The sequence below is a fragment of the Pedobacter sp. UYP24 genome, from assembly GCF_054057295.1.
The window spans coordinates 546,682-563,926 of record NZ_JBSRZD010000002.1 but is presented as its reverse complement, the minus strand read 5'-3'; the positions used below and the strand labels follow the sequence as shown (position 1 = coordinate 563,926).

Annotated in this window: 15 protein-coding genes; 10 read left to right on the top strand and 5 right to left on the bottom strand. The window is 39.7% G+C overall.

What is annotated here, in order from left to right:
- Window position 1: 1 nt before the first annotated feature.
- Window positions 2-985, bottom strand: a complete 984-nt coding sequence (locus tag ACVWYN_RS07105) for a glycoside hydrolase family 43 protein (protein ID WP_457288137.1) — start codon at window positions 983-985, stop codon at window positions 2-4.
- A 106-nt stretch (window positions 986-1,091) separates the two neighbouring features.
- Between ACVWYN_RS07105 and ACVWYN_RS07100 the strand changes: the two genes are divergently transcribed.
- The 6 genes from ACVWYN_RS07100 (at window position 1,092) to ACVWYN_RS07075 (ending at window position 9,938) form a co-directional block, all read left to right on the top strand.
- The gene (locus ACVWYN_RS07100) at window positions 1,092-3,197 is read left to right on the top strand and encodes a family 43 glycosylhydrolase (RefSeq protein WP_457288136.1); all 2,106 of its coding nucleotides are present in this window, start codon (window positions 1,092-1,094) and stop codon (window positions 3,195-3,197) included.
- Between the two features lie 115 nt (window positions 3,198-3,312).
- Window positions 3,313-4,563, top strand: coding sequence for a beta-ketoacyl-ACP synthase II (gene fabF / locus ACVWYN_RS07095; RefSeq protein ID WP_457288135.1), 1,251 nt, complete (start codon window positions 3,313-3,315; stop codon window positions 4,561-4,563).
- Between the two features lie 93 nt (window positions 4,564-4,656).
- Window positions 4,657-6,285: an acyl-CoA carboxylase subunit beta gene (locus tag ACVWYN_RS07090; protein ID WP_457288134.1), complete on the top strand. Its 1,629-nt coding sequence runs from the start codon at window positions 4,657-4,659 to the stop codon at window positions 6,283-6,285.
- A 100-nt stretch (window positions 6,286-6,385) separates the two neighbouring features.
- Window positions 6,386-7,348: a thioredoxin-disulfide reductase gene (gene trxB, locus ACVWYN_RS07085; RefSeq protein WP_457288133.1), complete on the top strand. Its 963-nt coding sequence runs from the start codon at window positions 6,386-6,388 to the stop codon at window positions 7,346-7,348.
- 59 nt (window positions 7,349-7,407) lie between these two features.
- Entirely contained in the window at window positions 7,408-9,315 is a 1,908-nt protein-coding gene (locus ACVWYN_RS07080; RefSeq protein ID WP_457288132.1) for a beta-N-acetylhexosaminidase, read from the top strand.
- An 8-nt stretch (window positions 9,316-9,323) separates the two neighbouring features.
- Window positions 9,324-9,938 (top strand): hypothetical protein, encoded by a 615-nt coding sequence (locus ACVWYN_RS07075; protein WP_457288131.1) that lies wholly within the window; start codon window positions 9,324-9,326, stop codon window positions 9,936-9,938.
- Here ACVWYN_RS07075 and ACVWYN_RS07070 read toward each other — a convergent pair whose 3' ends face one another.
- Together ACVWYN_RS07070 and ACVWYN_RS07065 are read right to left on the bottom strand one after the other, a co-directional pair.
- A complete protein-coding gene (locus ACVWYN_RS07070; protein ID WP_457288130.1) occupies window positions 9,939-10,538 on the bottom strand; it encodes a hypothetical protein in 600 nt (199 codons plus the stop codon).
- Entirely contained in the window at window positions 10,525-11,022 is a 498-nt protein-coding gene (locus ACVWYN_RS07065; protein ID WP_457288129.1) for an RNA polymerase sigma factor, read from the bottom strand. Before ACVWYN_RS07065 ends, ACVWYN_RS07070 begins: the two co-directional genes overlap by 14 nt.
- 143 nt (window positions 11,023-11,165) lie before the next feature.
- Between ACVWYN_RS07065 and ACVWYN_RS07060 the strand changes: the two genes are divergently transcribed.
- The 4 genes from ACVWYN_RS07060 to rpmA all read left to right on the top strand — a co-directional run bounded on the left by ACVWYN_RS07060 (window position 11,166) and on the right by rpmA (window position 13,968).
- Window positions 11,166-12,551 (top strand): dicarboxylate/amino acid:cation symporter, encoded by a 1,386-nt coding sequence (locus ACVWYN_RS07060; RefSeq protein WP_457288128.1) that lies wholly within the window; start codon window positions 11,166-11,168, stop codon window positions 12,549-12,551.
- A gap of 25 nt (window positions 12,552-12,576) precedes the next feature.
- Window positions 12,577-13,083, top strand: a complete 507-nt coding sequence (locus ACVWYN_RS07055) for a hypothetical protein (RefSeq protein ID WP_457288127.1) — start codon at window positions 12,577-12,579, stop codon at window positions 13,081-13,083.
- 86 nt (window positions 13,084-13,169) lie between these two features.
- Window positions 13,170-13,481: a 50S ribosomal protein L21 gene (gene rplU, locus ACVWYN_RS07050; protein WP_457288126.1), complete on the top strand. Its 312-nt coding sequence runs from the start codon at window positions 13,170-13,172 to the stop codon at window positions 13,479-13,481.
- Between the two features lie 49 nt (window positions 13,482-13,530).
- On the top strand, window positions 13,531-13,968 hold the full coding sequence (gene rpmA / locus ACVWYN_RS07045) for a 50S ribosomal protein L27 (RefSeq protein WP_457288125.1): 438 nt from the start codon (window positions 13,531-13,533) through the stop codon (window positions 13,966-13,968).
- A 69-nt stretch (window positions 13,969-14,037) separates the two neighbouring features.
- Here the strand turns inward: rpmA and ACVWYN_RS07040 are convergent, their stop codons facing one another.
- Entirely contained in the window at window positions 14,038-15,006 is a 969-nt protein-coding gene (locus tag ACVWYN_RS07040) for a polyprenyl synthetase family protein (RefSeq protein ID WP_457288124.1), read from the bottom strand.
- A gap of 12 nt (window positions 15,007-15,018) precedes the next feature.
- Window positions 15,019-17,151: a ribonuclease R gene (rnr, locus tag ACVWYN_RS07035; RefSeq protein ID WP_457288123.1), complete on the bottom strand. Its 2,133-nt coding sequence runs from the start codon at window positions 17,149-17,151 to the stop codon at window positions 15,019-15,021.
- Window positions 17,152-17,245: the final 94 nt, after the last annotated feature.

Here is a 17,245-nt window from a genome sequence, read left to right as displayed (position 1 = left end):
TTTATTTGATGGGACTAGGTGCTACTCCTTCAAAGGTGATCTTTACCGGTTTGATTAAACCGTTTTCATCAAACTCCATTTTATCAATACAGGTCACCCTATGGTTGCCGTTGGTCTCGCTCAATGGCCTGCGGTGATAAATGATGTAGTATTCTTTAGTTTTTGGGTTCTGAACAACGGAATGGTGACCAGCACCTGTGGCAACAGCTGGATCTTGTTTTAAGATCTTATCGATCCTGGTAAATGGTCCCATTGGTGAATCTGCCATTGCATAAGCTACGGAATAATCAGGTCCAGTCCAACCACCTTCAGACCACATGAAATAGTATTTGCCATTCCTGATGAACATAAATGGACCCTCTACATAACCCTTTGGAGTAACTTCTTTATAGGTAGTTCCATCTGGAAAGGGAACAACGCTTTTAAAGTCGTCGCTTAGTTTTACCACATTGCAATGGCCCCAACCGCCATAATATAAGTAGTATTGTCCGTCTTTATCTTTAAAAACATATTGATCTATCGGCTGTGCCTTATTGTGAAATTTGTCAATTAGTGGCTTGCCGATATGGTCGATGAATGGTCCGCTGGGCTTGTCTGACACCGCTACGCCAATGCCGCCGAGTTCATTGTCATTTTGTATGTCGTTAGCACCAAAGAAAAGATAATACTTGTTGCCTTTTTTTGTAATAGATGGCGCCCACATTGCTTTGTTTGCCCATTTGATATTTTCTTTCAACAGTACATTGGGATGCTTTGTCCAGGTTACTAAATCTTTAGAGCTGAATGCATCCATATAAGTTTGCTCTTCATATCTGGCAGAATAGGTAGGATAAATCCAGTACTCTTTGCCAAATATTGCACCTTCAGGATCTGCGTACCAACCTGGAAACAATGGGTTTCCTGAGGTTTTTTTCTGTGCAGGTTTTTGGGCAAAAAGCGAAAGGGCTAAAAAAGGAAGGGTAAATATTAAGCTAAGTTTCTTCATCAGGTACTTCAATTATGTTTTAAGTGCAGTAATGTCAATCTCGAAGGTATCATTTTATTTATGTAATTCTGTTATCTTGCATCCAAAATTTAAAGATTCCTTGGTCGTGTTTGATAAAAAAATAATAGGCGTAGTTTTCTTTCTAGCCTCCTGCTGTTTGGTTTCATTTACCATTGTGCCCGCTGTAATTGCGCCCATAGGTGTTGGTTTTAGCGGTGTTAAAAGTATGCCTGGTAAAAAAGGTAAGCACATTGTTTGGGATCAGACTACGCTTAGCAAAATTTCTTCTACCAAGAATGAAGCTCGTTATTGCAGTTATGCCAGAATGATTCAGCTGCATGACAAATCTCTATTTTGTGTATACGAAGCTGCTGGCGAAATTGTGAACATAAGAAGTAAAGACCTGGGGAAAACCTGGTCTGAGCCTGAGCTGCTTGCCGCAAAACAGCGTGATGTAAATATGTCTGTTCCTGATGTGCTGCAATTAAAAGACCATACCATTCTGGTTTTTTACAACCCCAGGCCAAGAAGATCTCGTGATGAACCTGAAAAAGATAGGTTTGCTATCAATTGTCTTCGAAGTGCAGATGGAGGCAAAAGCTGGTCGCCCGGTCAAACCCTTTACGAAGCAGACAGTAAGTTTGAAAATGGATGTTGGGAGCCTTCTGCTGTGCAATTGCCAAGCGGTGAGGTGCAAGTATTCTTCGCCAATGAATCTGATTACCGGAGTTCTAATGAGCAAAATATTTCTATGCTTCGATCTAAGGATGGGGGAAAGAATTGGACAAAAAAAACAGAAATAGTTAGCTTTAGAAATGGATCCAGAGATGGGATGCCTGTTCCTTTATTGTTAAAAAATAATAAGGAAGTAGTTTTTGCAATTGAAGACAATGGCTTTAAGAATTTTAAGCCTTATATCATCAGGAATACCCTAGATGAAAATTGGAAAATGGCTGTTGGTCCGAATAGCAAGAATAGAACTTATGCGCTTGCAGACAAAATTGAAGATCAGATTTATGCTGGGGCGCCCTATTTGCGACAACTGAGCACTGGCGAAACCATACTTTCTTACCAGGGTACTGAAGGTAGGGCAAACCAAATGAATTTTGCAGATATGAAGGTTGTTGTAGGTGATAGTGAGGCCAGGAATTTCGGCAGTAAATCTGCGCCATTTATTATCCCCGTAGGAAAAGCTTGTTTATGGAACAGTTTAGCTGTTTTAGATGACGATACCATTATCGCATTAACCAGTACCAATGCTTATGGTGGTCGAACAGGGATATGGATGATTAAAGGTCATTTGGTAGCAGATCAGCAAGTTGACAGTTTGACTATCGCTATGGCAGATCCTACCATTTTTGCAGATAAGGGAAAATTTTACCTTTATGGTACCAGTAGCAACAAAGGTTTTGAGGTGTATCAATCGGCAGATCTTAAAAAGTGGACCGGACCTGCGGGAAAAAACAATGGCTTTGTGTTGAGCAAGGGCCAGTCATTCGGTGCCGGAGGATTTTGGGCGCCTCAGGTATTTAAGCGTGACGGTAAATATTACATGGCCTACACTGCAGATGAACAAATTGCCATCGCTAGCAGTGATAGTCCACTAGGACCATTTAAGCAAAAAGAATTAAAGGCATTGTCTGGCACAGGAAAACAGATAGATCCATTCCTGTTTTTTGACGATACTGGGAAGGTGTATTTGTACCATGTAAAACTCCAGAATGGTAACCGGATTTTTGTTGTAGAAATGAAACCAGATCTTTCTGACGTAATTATGGGTACAGAAAAGGAATGCATTTCAGGTGCGGAATATTGGGAAAATACACAGAAGACAGACTGGCCTGTAACCGAAGGGCCTACGGTGATAAAGCACAAATCTTTATATTACCTGATCTACTCTGCCAATGATTTTAGAAATATAGATTATGCGGTGGGCTATGCAACGTCTCAGTCGCCACTTGGCCCTTGGAAGAAATTTTCGGGCAACCCGATAATTAGTCGCAAAAATGTTGGCTTTAACGGAACAGGTCACGGAGATTTGTATACGGATCTAAGCGGCAATATGCAGTATGTGATGCACATACATCATTCTGACGTAAAAGTTTCACCAAGAATAACAGGAAATATAGGGTTGAAGTTTGTGAAAAGTGAAGCGGGTCCGGATGTTTTAACAGCAGATGCTGTAGGTTTTAAATTGCTGACATTGAAGTAATCAGGTCGGTAACCAACGTTAGAATCAATTGTTAATTATATGTTCTGATTAAAAAGCCTTAATTTTATAAAATATTAGGAAACCTGTTTGCAGGATTAATCAATAAATAGTGAATATGAAAAGAGTAGTAATAACAGGTTTAGGTGCCGTGACCCCTTTAGGTAATAGTGTAAATGAATTCTGGGAAAACATAGTTGCCGGCAAGAGTGGTGTTGCAGCAATTACAAAATTCGATACGTCAAAGTTTAAGACCAACTTTGCTGCTGAGGTTAAAGATTTTGATGCTACTGTTTATGTAGACAAAAAAGAAATTAAGAAATATGATCTTTATACCCAATACGCAATTGCGGCCAGTGATCAGGCTATAAAGGATTCGGGCTTAGACTTTGAGACCATGCCTGAAGTGGAACGTTATGAAGTTGGTGTGATCTGGGCATCTGGTAACGGTGGAATTAGCACGTTTGAGCAGCAGTTAAAAGAATACCATTTGGGAGATGGAACACCAAGGTTTAGTCCATACTTTATTCCTAAAATGATTGTTGATATTGCTGCAGGAGTGATCTCTATACGTAACAAACTACATGGCCCCAATTATGCAACGGTTTCTGCTTGTGCATCATCAAATACTGCAATTATTAGTGCCTTTGATACCATCAGGTTAGGAAAAGCAACCATTATGGTTGCCGGTGGATCTGAAGCTGCCATTACTGAGTCGTCTGTTGGTGGTTTTAATTCTGCTCATGCACTTTCTAAAAGAAATGACGATCCACAAACTGCTTCACGTCCGTTTGATGTGGACAGGGATGGTTTTGTAATCGGCGAAGGAGCAGGTGCTTTGATATTAGAAGATCTGGACCATGCTCTTGCACGCGGTGCGCATATCTATGCAGAGATGGTTGGTGGCGGTATGGCTGCTGATGCTTACCACTTAACTGGAACACCTCCAGATGGATTAGGTGCATCATTGGGTATATCTAAAGCTTTAAAGGATGCAGGGATAGGTCCAGAAAAAATAGATTATATCAATGCCCATGCTACCTCTACCGGATTGGGTGATGTAGGCGAACTGAATGGAATTAAGAAGATCTTTGGTGATCTTCCTGTTGCAATAAGCGCTACAAAATCTATGACTGGTCACTTACTGGGTGGTGCAGGTGCAATTGAGAGTGTGATTAGTATCATGGCTATTGTAAATGATACCATTCCGGGTACTATCAACACAAAGAATCTTGATCCTGAAATTCCTGCTAGTTTGAATATCATCCTGGGCAAGTCAATAAAGAAGACGGTTAATTACGTACTTAACAATACTTTTGGCTTTGGTGGGCATACGGCAACTTCCATTTTTAAGAAGTACACAAAGTAATTTTTATTGCGGGCTGCGGGTTGCAAAGAATAAATTGAACCAAAGCCCGTTGCGGTCTTTTGTTACTTGAATAATATGATTTAACTTGGCCCAATGGATATAGAATTTAACAAGAATGAGGATGTTAACAAGCAATCTGTTTACGAGTTAAAAACAAAGCTTAAAACCATATCCAAGGGTGGGGGAGAGAAGAATGCAGCTAAGCAAAAGGCAAAAGGTAAACTATTGGCGCGAGAGCGGATAGCTTACCTGATAGATAAAGAATCACAATTTTTAGAGGTCGGCGCTTTTGCCGCAGATGGCATGTATGCAGATCAGGGTGGTTGCCCTTCTGCAGGTGTGGTATGTGGCATCGGTTATGTATCTGGAAGGCAATGTATGATTGTTGCTAATGATGCAACGGTTAAAGCAGGCGCCTGGTTTCCTATGACTGCTAAGAAGAACCTGCGTGCGCAGGAGATTGCTATGGAAAGTAGGCTTCCGGTCATCTATCTGGTAGATAGTGCTGGTGTATATTTGCCGATGCAGGATGAAGTATTTCCTGATAAGGAGCACTTTGGTAGAATGTTTAGGAACAATGCGATCATGTCTTCAAAAGGTATTGTACAGATATCAGCAATAATGGGTTCCTGTGTTGCCGGCGGTGCGTATTTGCCCATTATGAGTGATGAAGCCATGATTGTGGAGGGTACAGGATCTGTTTTTTTAGCAGGTTCGTATCTTGTTAAATCTGCCATTGGGGAAGATATAGACAACGAGACACTGGGAGGGGCATCTACCCATTCTGAAATTTCTGGCGTTACTGATTATAAGCATCCCAATGATGAGGCTTGTCTGGATAGTATCCGCAACATTATGAGTATGATTGGTGCTCCTGAAAATGCAGGTTTCAGTCGAATTAAATCGGCATTGCCAAAAGCAAATCCTGAAGAGATTTACGGTTTGCTTCCTGAAAGTAGAGAGAAGCAGTATGATATGCTGGAGATTATTCACCGTCTAGTTGATGACTCTGATTTTGAAGAATATAAAAAGCTATACGGACAAAGCATTATTTGCGGACTGGGCCGTATAGATGGCTGGGCTGTTGGGATAGTTGCCAACCAGCGCAAAGTAGTTAAATCTAAAAAAGGCGAGATGCAGTTTGGCGGTGTTATTTATTCTGACAGTGCTGATAAGGCTGCCCGTTTTATCATGAACTGTAACCAGAAAAAGATCCCTCTGGTTTTTTTACAGGATGTTACCGGCTTTATGGTTGGTAGCAGGTCTGAGCAGGGTGGTATCATTAAAGATGGAGCCAAGATGGTAAATGCTGTTGCCAACTCTGTGGTGCCTAAGTTCACTATTGTAATCGGCAATTCTTACGGTGCCGGTAATTATGCCATGTGCGGAAAGGCCTATGATCCTAGATTGATTTATGCCTGGCCAAGTGCTAAGATAGGGGTGATGGGTGGTACTCAAGCCGCCAAAGTACTGGTTCAAATGCAGGAAGCCTCTTTAAAAGAAAAGGGTGAAATCATTACTCCAGAGAAAGCGGCAGAGATGTTTAAGGAAGTAACTGACCGTTACGATAGCCAGACTACTCCTTATTATGCAGCATCCAGACTGTGGGTGGATGGAATTATTGATCCGCTGGAGACTAGGAAAGTGATTTCAATGGGAATAGAAGCGGCTAACCAATCGCCCATTACCAAGAAGTTCAACGTAGGTATCATTCAAACCTAATTTGATTTATAATTGCTGTATCACATTGTTGTAGCGGAATCTATTTGCCGCTTGATTGAGAAAGGGATAAACCTTAATTTTGCGGTGTAATATGAAAGATATGTCACAAGAAATAGAACATGTTCAGTGTTTAATCATTGGTTCTGGTCCGGCAGGTTATACTGCTGCAATATATGCTGCACGCGCAGATCTAAAACCTGTTATGTATACAGGGATGGAGCCTGGTGGTCAGCTTACACAAACAACAGATGTTGATAATTTTCCAGGTTATCCAGGTGGCGTTATGGGTCCGGAGATGATGGAAGATTTTCGTAAACAAGCGGAGCGTTTTGGAACAGATATCCGTTTTGGTTACGTAAGTTCTGTTGACTTCACATCATTGCCTCATAAAGTAGTAGTAGACGAGATAAAAACCATAACTGCCGATACAGTAATTATATCTACAGGAGCTACAGCAAAATGGCTGGGCTTGCCAAGTGAGCAAAAATACAATGGGTTTGGCGTTTCGGCCTGTGCGGTATGCGATGGTTTCTTTTTTAAAGGACAGGATGTTGCTATTGTAGGTGCAGGAGACACTGCTGCTGAAGAAGCTACCTATTTGGCCAAGCTTTGTAAAAAAGTATACATGCTGGTAAGACGCGATGAATTCAGGGCTTCCAAAGCGATGGTTCACCGTGTGCTGAATACTCCTAATATTGAAGTGGTTTATCATACGGAAACAAAAGAGATTCTTGGTAACGGTAAGAATGTTACCGCTGTTAAGGTATTAAATAACAAGACTGGAATAGAATCTGATATTCCTGTTGAAGGCTTCTTTGTAGCCATTGGTCATAAGCCTAATACAGACATTTTTAAAGGATGGCTGGACATGGATGAAACTGGTTACCTTAAAACCATTCCCGGATCTACCAAGACGAATGTGGAAGGTGTATTTGCCAGCGGTGATGTACAGGATCATTACTATAGACAGGCGATCACTGCTGCGGGATCGGGATGTATGGCCGCTCTTGATGCGGAGCGTTATCTGGCAGCGAAAGAAGATGAGGTAATTGCAACGCAATAGTATATTTTCGAGGTTTTCTTTATATTGGGCTTGAATTAAACTTAAGCTGAAATTTTACTATGAGAAAACTACTGATACCTATTGCATTACTTGCAGTTGTTTCTTTGAATGTTTTTGGACAGACCGATGCAAATATGGGTATTATCCCGGCTCCGGTTTCTGTAGTTAAAAAAACAGGCAGCTTCTTATTGGATAAAACAGTGGTACTGGTATCAGCAGATGCTTCTAATGCGCGTAGCGCAGATATTCTTAATGGTTTTATTGTCGCAAAAGTTGGTTTCGCCCTGCGCATGGCTAAGGTAGTAGATCCTAATGATAAAGTGATTGTTCTGACGTCTAAAGGTGCAGATGAGCTTCCTGCTGAAGGATATAAGATTGATATCTCCGCCAGGAAAATTACCATTACAGGTAAGGGTGCCGGACTGTTCTATGGTGTTCAATCTGCCATGCAGCTGATGCCGGAAAAGAAAGGAAACAGCATCCAAATTACTGTAGCAGTGATCAACGACTTTCCAAGATTTAAATACAGGGGCTTGCATTTGGATGTAGGCAGACATTTTTTTCCGGTAGCTTTTGTAAAGAAGTACATCGATATGATGTCTCAATATAAGTTGAATAACTTTCATTGGCACCTTACAGAAGATCAGGGCTGGAGGATTGAGATAAAGAAATATCCTAAATTAACCAGTGTAGGTTCCAGTAGAAATGGAACGGTTATAGGGAATTATCCTGGCGTTGGTAACGACGAAATTGTTTATAAAGGCTTTTATACGCAAGATGAAGTAAAAGAAATTGTTGCGTATGCTACTGCAAGGTTTGTTAATGTGATTCCCGAAATTGAACTTCCAGGTCATAGTTCTGCTGCCATAGCTGCTTATCCTGAGTTGAGCTGTTTTCCCGACAGAGATACTTTTATTAGCGATAGAACACCATGGGCCGGTTCCAAAAAGGGCAAACAAGTGCAGCAGCAATGGGGTGTTTTTCAGGATGTGTTTGTTCCAACAGAAGACACCTTTAAATTCTTAGAAAATGTACTAGATGAAGTGATTGCCTTGTTTCCATCTAAATATATACATATTGGTGGTGATGAAAGTCCAAAGGAGTTCTGGAAGGAAAGTGAGTTTTGTCAGAAGTTGATGAAGCAATTGGGCCTAAAAGATGAGCATGAGTTGCAAAGTTATTTTATACAAAGAATTGAAAAATACATCAACTCAAAAGGTAGGTCTATTATTGGCTGGGATGAGATATTGGAAGGTGGGTTGGCACCAAATGCTACAGTCATGTCATGGCGCGGAATAGAAGGCGGGATAGCTGCTGCAAAGCAAAATCACGATGTGATCATGACGCCGGGCGGACCGCTTGGAATGTATATAGATCATAAGCAATCTAATTCGAAGGATGAACCTACTAACATTGGCGGCTTAGCTCCTTATTGGTTGACTTATGCTTATGACCCTATTCCTAGAGAGTTAACGCCAGAACAACAGGCTCATATTATTGGTGTGCAGGCAAATTTATGGACCGAATATATCGGTACCTCTGAGAAGGTGGAGTACATGATGTTACCGAGGATGTATGCACTTGCTGAAATTGCATGGAGTCCGGTTGCTAGAAAGGATATTAAAAATTTCAGGGAAGAAAGGTTGCCATTGCATTTGGCAAGGTTGGATAAAACAAATACCAATTACTGGGTGCCTACGCCGATTGGGCAGCGCGACGAAGTGATGAACGGGGAGATTTTTAGTTTGGATTATAAGTCGCCAATACCAGGCTCAAAGATTTATTACACACTTGATTTATCACGCCCATCTATAAATGGAACGCTCTTTACTGCCCCCTTAAAGATAAATGTTCCGGCCGGACAAAAGCGGGTATTGAAGACAATTGTAATTACCCCGTCAAACAGGACTAGTGTAGTAACCGAAACCATTTTGAATAATGGTGCGGCAGATGTAAAAACGAAATAGTAGTTAATATGAAACTGATAAAATATTTAAATAAAACCCTCCTCATCGGAGTGGTGGCTATTGCTGTAACTTCTTGCGGTGACGGAGTGAAAGAAAAGCTAAGTGCCAGTAATGTGTCTGCACAGGCGGCTAAAAAGGATCAATTCTCTTTTTACAAGGATATTCAAATCCGTCCGGGGCTTAATTTTGAAGTGGTAAGCTGGGGTAAAGGAGTGGATAGTGTTGGGGGTTACCTTGTGCTGTTGTCTGATTCATTGAAAAACAATTTTAAGTCCCTCTCCAATGAACGTGAAGGGATTATAACCGATGCCTGGAATATGGACTTGGATAATGATGGGAATCCTGAAATCTATATTCAATTGCTTAGTAAGAAGAATGTATCTGATTTGAATGTGTATGAGTATTCTGGTGGTAGTTTTAATAAAATCACCTTTCCTGGGTTAAGCAGTAATATGAAAAAAATCTATGGGGGTAATGATAAGTACGTAATTAAAGAAGGAGATCTTTACCGTACTTTTCCTATAGTTAATCCAAGAGATACCACAGAAAAGGCAGGCGATATTAAAAAAATAAAATACAATTTATCAGGAAACAGCTTTTCTACATCAGCAGTAAAAGAATAATTATTGCATGTCTTTAAACTGTTGGCTAATCCGTTCGAACTTTTCGATTAAAAGATCTATTCTTTCCTTTTCTCTTTTGATGTAAGCGCGGCGAAGTATAGTGCCGCAAAATACCATCCAGAAGATGGTGAAAATAACTATTCCTACTTGTACAAGTAACGTAAGGTGGTCCAGCATTTCATAAAAGTAAAGGATAAAGCCTAAAGATATGGCTATGGTGTAAAACCAGTACATTTTATTATAAATAACGAGTTTATTGAGCTGATAAGTTTTAAGGTTACTTAGAAAAGCATTAGGATGATCGGTAAAATCATTGTTTGCAATTAGCTTATAGTCTTTGTATAGTATAAAGGTGGAAACTGCTACAGCCAGAACAATAATACTTAGGCCGGTTGGGGTAGTCCAAGATGCAAATTGAGCAAAGAACAGCAAGCCCGCAATGGCTACTAAGGAAAGCACCATGCCGAAAATATTAAGGCGTGATTTTGTCCTGATTGACGATACCTCTTTTTTCGCCTGCCCTAACATTTCATCAGCTGAGATCTTTACCTCAACAGAATGAGATTGCCAAAGTGATTGTATGTGATCAAATTCTTGCATGCTGATTGTATAATTCGGTAAGTTTTGATTTAATACGGTGTATGCGCACTCTTAAATTTCCTTCGCTTATTCCAGAGATTTCAGCAATCTCATGGTAAGGAAGTTCATCCAGCACCATAGTGATGATCAAACGATCATTTTCTTCCAGTTTTGCAATGGATTGATAAAGCAATGCAACCTGTTCATTTTTTTCTGAGAACTCTTCTGGACGGTTTTCTATGATGTTGTCTGTCAGCTCATCTTTCGCTTGCCTTTTTTCCGACCGGAGATACGTTAAACAAGTGTTAACAGCAATACGATAGATCCAGGTGGAGATGAGCGACTTGTTTCTGAATTTATCTAGGCTTTGCCATACTTTCAAAAATGTTTCCTGTAAAAGATCATTAGCAGAATCTTCGTCGCCTGTATAACCATAACATAAGTGGTAGATCTTTTTAGAATTGGTATCGAAAATTTCTTTAAATAGCTTTTCCTTATTTTCCACTTGGTATACTTAGTTCTTTTTAGAGGCTGTTTAGGAATATTTGTTACGACTAAGGTGCAAATTTAATTGCTTTATCAACAAACTTTATAGAATAATTTAATTATTGTAGTTTTACACCGTAGTTAGATTCTTAAATAATATTGATGTCGAAAAATAACCGTTTAACGTTCTTTATCTTCCTCGCACTGGTTCTTGGCGTAGCTTTAGGGTATTATTTAAATGTCCGTTCTTTTACTACTTATAATGAGAATATTGCAAGTGCCGACCTTAGGGTAAAGATTATTGACGGACAGCTTTTAAAGCTGACAGATACCAATGCCGTAAATTATTCAGTGTTGAAAGCTGAGAAAGTTGAGGTACAAAAAACAAGAAAGAACAATGAGTCGCTTCGGGAAAAGAAACTTGAGCCACTAACGTTGCTAAGCGATATATTTCTTCGTTTGATAAAAATGATTGTTGCGCCATTAGTATTTACCACTTTGGTAGTTGGTGTAGCAAAAGTAGGCGATATAAAAGCAGTTGGCCGGATTGGCGGTAAAACCATGCTTTGGTTTTTAAGTGCGTCCTTATTATCGCTCGTTTTAGGGATGATAATGGTAAACATCTTTAAACCCGGTGAGGCCATGCATTTACCGCTGCCACCAAGTAATGTGGATACTGGGATTCATAAAGTTGCTCTTTCACTTAAAGACTTTATTGCCCATATTTTTCCAAAGAGCATGGCTGAGGCTATGGCTACCAATGAAATTTTACAGATTGTGGTTTTCTCTTTGTTTTTTGGAGTTGCCACGGCCGCAGTAGGAGAGAAAGGGCAAGTTATTATTGCTTTTTTTGACAGTGTTGCCCATGTAATTTTAAAAGTTACCGGATATGTAATGAACTTTGCTCCATTTGCCGTATTTGGGGCAATGGCTGCTATAGTTGCTAAACAGGGTTTAAGTGTGCTATCAACCTATGCTTTATTTATAGGAGAGTTTTATTCTACCATGCTAATGCTATGGCTACTATTGATCATGATCGGCTTCACGATTTTAAAAGGACGTGTATTTACACTGATGAACCGGATGAAACAGCCAGTGATGCTGGCTTTTAGTACCGCCAGCAGTGAAGCCGCCTATCCAAAGACCATGCTTCAGTTGGAACGATTTGGTTGTAAAGATAAAATTGTAAGCTTTGTTTTGCCGCTGGGTTATTCCTTTAACCTGGATGGATCCATGCTCTATATGACTTTTGCTTCGCTGTTTATTGCACAATCGTACGGGATACACTTGTCTTTTGAACAGCAAATCACAATGCTCTTGATACTAATGTTGACCAGTAAAGGAATTGCAGGTGTGCCAAGGGCCTCACTTGTAGTAATTGCAGGAACAATTGCAACCTTTAATATCCCGGAAGCAGGATTGGCGTTGTTGATTGGAATAGATCCACTATTGGATATGGGCAGATCTGCAACAAACGTGATCGGTAACAGCCTTGCTACAGCAGTGGTGAGTAAGTGGGAAGGTGAACTGACTGAATCTCTCGATTAAATATTTCAAAATAATAAATTATCAAATGACTTTTAAGGGTAAAAAAATCTTTCTTATACTAACTATTGTTGTTCCGTTTCTAATCTATTGCGTGGTTTATTACACGCCAATGCTTAGGAATGCAAAGTTCAGATCTAATGAGTTTGTTTCTTTGCAGTTTAAATGGGGTGTAGGTAAAGACCTGCAGAATACCTATGATTCATCTACAGGGAATTATCAATACCTGGACGACAGAGACTCGCTGGTTAAAACAAATGTGAAACTTCGGCACAATGATATTATTTATTTGCATAACAAGGCAAATGAGTTGGGGCTCTGGAATTTTCCCACCGTGATAGCAAATGAGGGAGAAGACTTGAAATCTGACAAGGTGCTGAGATATGAGATGCAGTTTAACTATAAACGCAAATCAAAGAAGGTGATCTATATGACCGATTACAGTGATATCTCAAAACTGAGAGATGTTGCTGGACAGATGCAAAAGCTGATTACACAGAGTATTAATGATGCTGAAGAGCGCTACGGTAAATAATAAGATTTGGCTTGTGTATTTAGAAAGTAAATTCTATATTTGCACCTCGTTAAAAATAAACAATTTAAAATAATAAATATTTAACAATGTACGCAATAGTAAATATAGCAGGACAGCAATTCAAAGTTGCAAAAGACCAGCACCTTTTTGTACACCGTTTGCAAGGAGATGAAGGCGCTAGTATTGAATTTGACAATGTATTGTTGGTTGAAGATGGTGGTACCATTTCTGTGGGCGCTCCTTTATTAAAAGGTGCTACAGTATCAGCTAAGATCGTGTCTCATTTAAAAGGTGACAAAGTGATCGTTTTCAAAAAGAAACGTAGAAAAGGTTACAAGAAGAAAAACGGACACCGTCAGTACTTCACTAAAATCCAGATCTCTGGTATCAGTTTATAATTATTGTTAAACACAAGTTACCCAAAAGGTAGTTTATAAAATATAAAACATGGCACATAAAAAAGGAGCCGGTAGTTCGAGAAACGGACGCGAGTCGCATAGCAAACGTTTAGGTATCAAAATCTTTGGTGGACAAGAAGCTATCGCTGGAAACATTTTAGTACGTCAGCGTGGTACAAAACATCATCCTGATAAAGGAGTAGGTATTGGTAAGGATCATACTTTATTTGCTTTGGTTGATGGAACTGTAATCTTCAAGAAGAAACAAGATAACAAATCTTATGTATCTATTCTTCCTGCTACTGTAACTAAAGAAGTTGCTGCTGAGAAACCAGTTGCCGTAAAAGCTGCTAAAGCTGAAGCAGAAGTTGCTGAGCCTGTAGTTGCTGAAGAAGCACCAGCAAAAAAAGCACCTGCTAAGAAAGCTGTGAAAGCTGAAGCTACTGAAACTGAAGTGACTGAAACAGAAGCTGCACCTGCAGAATAGTTAAAATAAACTTATAAAAAAGCCCTTACATTTTATGTTAAGGGCTTTTTTCTGTGCTTATATTTTCTTTTAGTATTCCCTGTTCATCAATAAATTCGCGATAGCGATAAGCTCTGTTTTGCGACTCGCTTCAACATTTATTTTATCCATTGCTTTGAAGGCCTTATCTAAATAGTCCTTCATCATATCCTCAGCTTGTTTTCTAACACTGTATTGGTCGTAAAGCGCGGTAACACGGCTTACTTTAACAGTTTGGTCTGTATGTGATGACATTTGATGCAAAACAGTTAAAGTATCTTCTGTTGCCAGTTCTTGTAACTTTAATCTTAAAAAGGTTTTTTTATTTGAAATAATATCTCCACCCACCTGCTTGCCAAATTTGATCGGATCGCCATAAACATCCAAAATGTCGTCTTGCAGTTGAAAAGCAATACCAAGGTTTTCTCCAAATTGATAAATCAAATCTGCGTGGTCCTCGCTGGCTCTTGATACGATAGCGCCTAGTTTCATTGCTCCACCCAGAAGTACAGCAGTTTTTAAGCGAATCATATCAATATATTCGGGTATGCTAACGTCATGCCGTTTTTCAAACTCCATATCCAGTTGTTGGCCTTCACATACTCCCTGCGCGGTTGCATTAAATGTATCCAGTGCTGGTTTCAAAATGCCCACATCCACTCTGGTTAAGTGCTTATTTGCTTCTACCATCATCACATCTCCACTTAAAATGGCGGTGTTAGCACCCCACCTCTCATGAACTGTCTGTTGACCCCTTCTTAAGGGTGCATTGTCCATGATATCATCATGCACCAGTGTAAAGTTGTGAAATGTCTCAATGGCAAGTGCGGCAGGAATGGCGGCTGTAATGTCGCCACTAAAAAGGTCAACAGACATTAGTAGCATGGTTGGTCTGATGCGTTTACCGCCTAAGCTCATTATATAGCTTATAGGCTCATATAAAGACGCAGGGTATGTTGGGTATTGGATTTCACTAATGGACGCGTCTATGCGCTTTAATAGCTCTGAAGGAGAATGCATTCTTTACTGTTACTAATCTTGTATTAAGGTGAAATCTATTTGTCTTTTGGCAAGGTCTACTTTTTTTACTTTCACTTTTACTTCATCGCCCAACTGGTACTTTTTCTTTTTGCGTTGGCCAACGATGCAATAGTTCTTCTCATCAAGGACGTAGAAATCGTCCGCTATGTCTCTAAGCCTGATCATTCCTTCACATTTGTTTTCGATGATCTCCACATACATGCCCCATTCAGTTACACCAGAGATGATGCCGATAAAAATATTACCTACATTTTCTTCCAGGTATTCTGCCTGTTTGTATTTGATGGAAGCACGTTCTGCATCAGCAGCCCTTTTTTCCATAGCAGAGGAATGGGACGCTGCATTTTCATATTCATCCTCATCAGCAGATTTTTCATTATTTAGGTACGCAGCCAGCAGGCGATGAACCATTACATCTGGATAGCGGCGGATTGGGGATGTGAAATGCGTGTAATAATCAAAAGCCAGTCCATAATGGCTGGTTTTTTTAGTGGTATATATTGCTTTTGCCATTGATCTGATGGCCAGCTGGGTAAGCACATTTTGTTCCTTTTTACCCTCTACATCTTCCATTAAGTAATTCAATGATTTTGCAATATCCTTATCGGTCTTCATGTTGATCTTGTAGCCGAACCGTGCTGCAAAAAGCGCAAAATTACCCAGGTTCTCCAGGTTAGGGGAGTCGTGCGAACGGTATACAAAAGTAAGCTTCTTTTTGCCTTTGCTTTTTTTGGCAATAAACTCTGCTACGCGCCTGTTGGCCAACAACATAAAATCTTCTATTAACTTATGCGCATCCTTACGCTCCTTAACATAAACGCCTAAAGGTTTGCCTTTTTCATCCAATTTGAATTTAACCTCTGTGCTCTCAAAACTAATAGCACCATTCTTAAATTTTCTGTCTCTTAGGATATAGGCCAATTCATTAAGTTTAAGCATTTCATCAACATGATCACCTGCTTTATTTTCAATAACCTCCTGCGCTTCTTCATAACTAAATCTTCTGTCAGAATGAATAGCAGTTCTTCCAAACCATTCAGTTACAATATTGGCCTGTTCGTCAAGCTCAAAAACTGCAGCAAAACATAACTTGTCTTCATTTGGTCTTAACGAGCAAACACCATTACTCAATCTTTCAGGTAACATAGGTATCACCCTGTCCACCAGATAAACTGAAGTCGCCCTTGAATATGCTTCTTTATCCAGGTTACTTTTTGGTGTTACATAATGAGATACATCAGCAATGTGTACGCCAATCTCATAATTTCCGTTGGGAAGCTTTTTAAATGATATGGCGTCATCAAAATCCTTAGCATCAGCAGGATCAATAGTAAAGGTAATGGTCCTTCTAAAGTCGCGCCTTCCTTCCATATCTTTTTCAGTAATGTTTTCAGGAATTTCTTCTGCTTCTCGTTCTACTTCTTTTGGAAACTCTAATGGGAACCCATACTGAGCAAGAATAGCATTCATCTCCGTGTTGTTCTCGCCTTGCTCACCAAGAATTGTAGATACCTTTCCTATTGGATTTTTAGCACCTTCTGGCCAGTCGGTAATACTCACCTGAACTTTTTGTCCGTTTTTAGCGCCGTTTAAGTCGCTTAGCGGAACAAAAATATCATGCAGCATTTTACGGTCGTCTATATTGACAAAAGCGAACCTATCGGAGATCTTAATCACGCCAATAAAATCTGTTTTGGCACGCTGAATAATTTCTATCACTTCGCCTTCATTCTTCCGTCCGCTTTTTTTAGCGAAAATATAGACCTTTACTTTATCGCCATTTAGGGCGTTATGTAGTTTACGTGCGCTTACAAATATGTCTTTTTCAAACTCATCGTCCGGTATAACAAATGCAGATCCGTCTGCAGTCATATCAACCTTACCAGTAACAAATGTTTTGAGGTCTTTAAATTTGAACTTTCCTTTTTCAGGTTCTATAAAAACACCTTTTTTTGCTTGTTCCTTAAGTACCTCTAATATAGTTTCCCTCGATGCGGGGTCGGTAATATTTAATTTTGCTGAAACCTGTTTGTAATTTAGGGCTTCATTATTGCTTTTCTCCAGAACATCGCTGATCAATTGCGTCAGCACTACTTCTAAATGAGAAGATTTGTTTTTTGCCATAGTTTAAATATGAATCACTCGAAGGTAACAAATTGAAGTGATAGATTGTTGTATTTTGTACCTTAGCCCATACATAGCACTAATTTATTTTACT

Bases quoted from the DNA above. Each gene is read 5' to 3' on its own strand.
- ACVWYN_RS07105 (WP_457288137.1), bottom strand. From the start codon at position 985: ATGAAGAAACTTAGCTTAATATTTACCCTTCCTTTTTTAGCCCTTTCG.
- fabF (WP_457288135.1), top strand. From the start codon at position 3,313: ATGAAAAGAGTAGTAATAACAGGTTTAGGTGCCGTGACCCCTTTAGGT.
- ACVWYN_RS07090 (WP_457288134.1), top strand. From the start codon at position 4,657: ATGGATATAGAATTTAACAAGAATGAGGATGTTAACAAGCAATCTGTT.
- trxB (WP_457288133.1), top strand. From the start codon at position 6,386: ATGTCACAAGAAATAGAACATGTTCAGTGTTTAATCATTGGTTCTGGT.
- ACVWYN_RS07080 (WP_457288132.1), top strand. From the start codon at position 7,408: ATGAGAAAACTACTGATACCTATTGCATTACTTGCAGTTGTTTCTTTG.
- ACVWYN_RS07075 (WP_457288131.1), top strand. From the start codon at position 9,324: ATGAAACTGATAAAATATTTAAATAAAACCCTCCTCATCGGAGTGGTG.
- ACVWYN_RS07070 (WP_457288130.1), bottom strand. From the start codon at position 10,538: ATGCAAGAATTTGATCACATACAATCACTTTGGCAATCTCATTCTGTT.
- ACVWYN_RS07060 (WP_457288128.1), top strand. From the start codon at position 11,166: ATGTCGAAAAATAACCGTTTAACGTTCTTTATCTTCCTCGCACTGGTT.
- ACVWYN_RS07055 (WP_457288127.1), top strand. From the start codon at position 12,577: ATGACTTTTAAGGGTAAAAAAATCTTTCTTATACTAACTATTGTTGTT.
- rplU (WP_457288126.1), top strand. From the start codon at position 13,170: ATGTACGCAATAGTAAATATAGCAGGACAGCAATTCAAAGTTGCAAAA.
- rpmA (WP_457288125.1), top strand. From the start codon at position 13,531: ATGGCACATAAAAAAGGAGCCGGTAGTTCGAGAAACGGACGCGAGTCG.
- ACVWYN_RS07040 (WP_457288124.1), bottom strand. From the start codon at position 15,006: ATGCATTCTCCTTCAGAGCTATTAAAGCGCATAGACGCGTCCATTAGT.
- rnr (WP_457288123.1), bottom strand. From the start codon at position 17,151: ATGGCAAAAAACAAATCTTCTCATTTAGAAGTAGTGCTGACGCAATTG.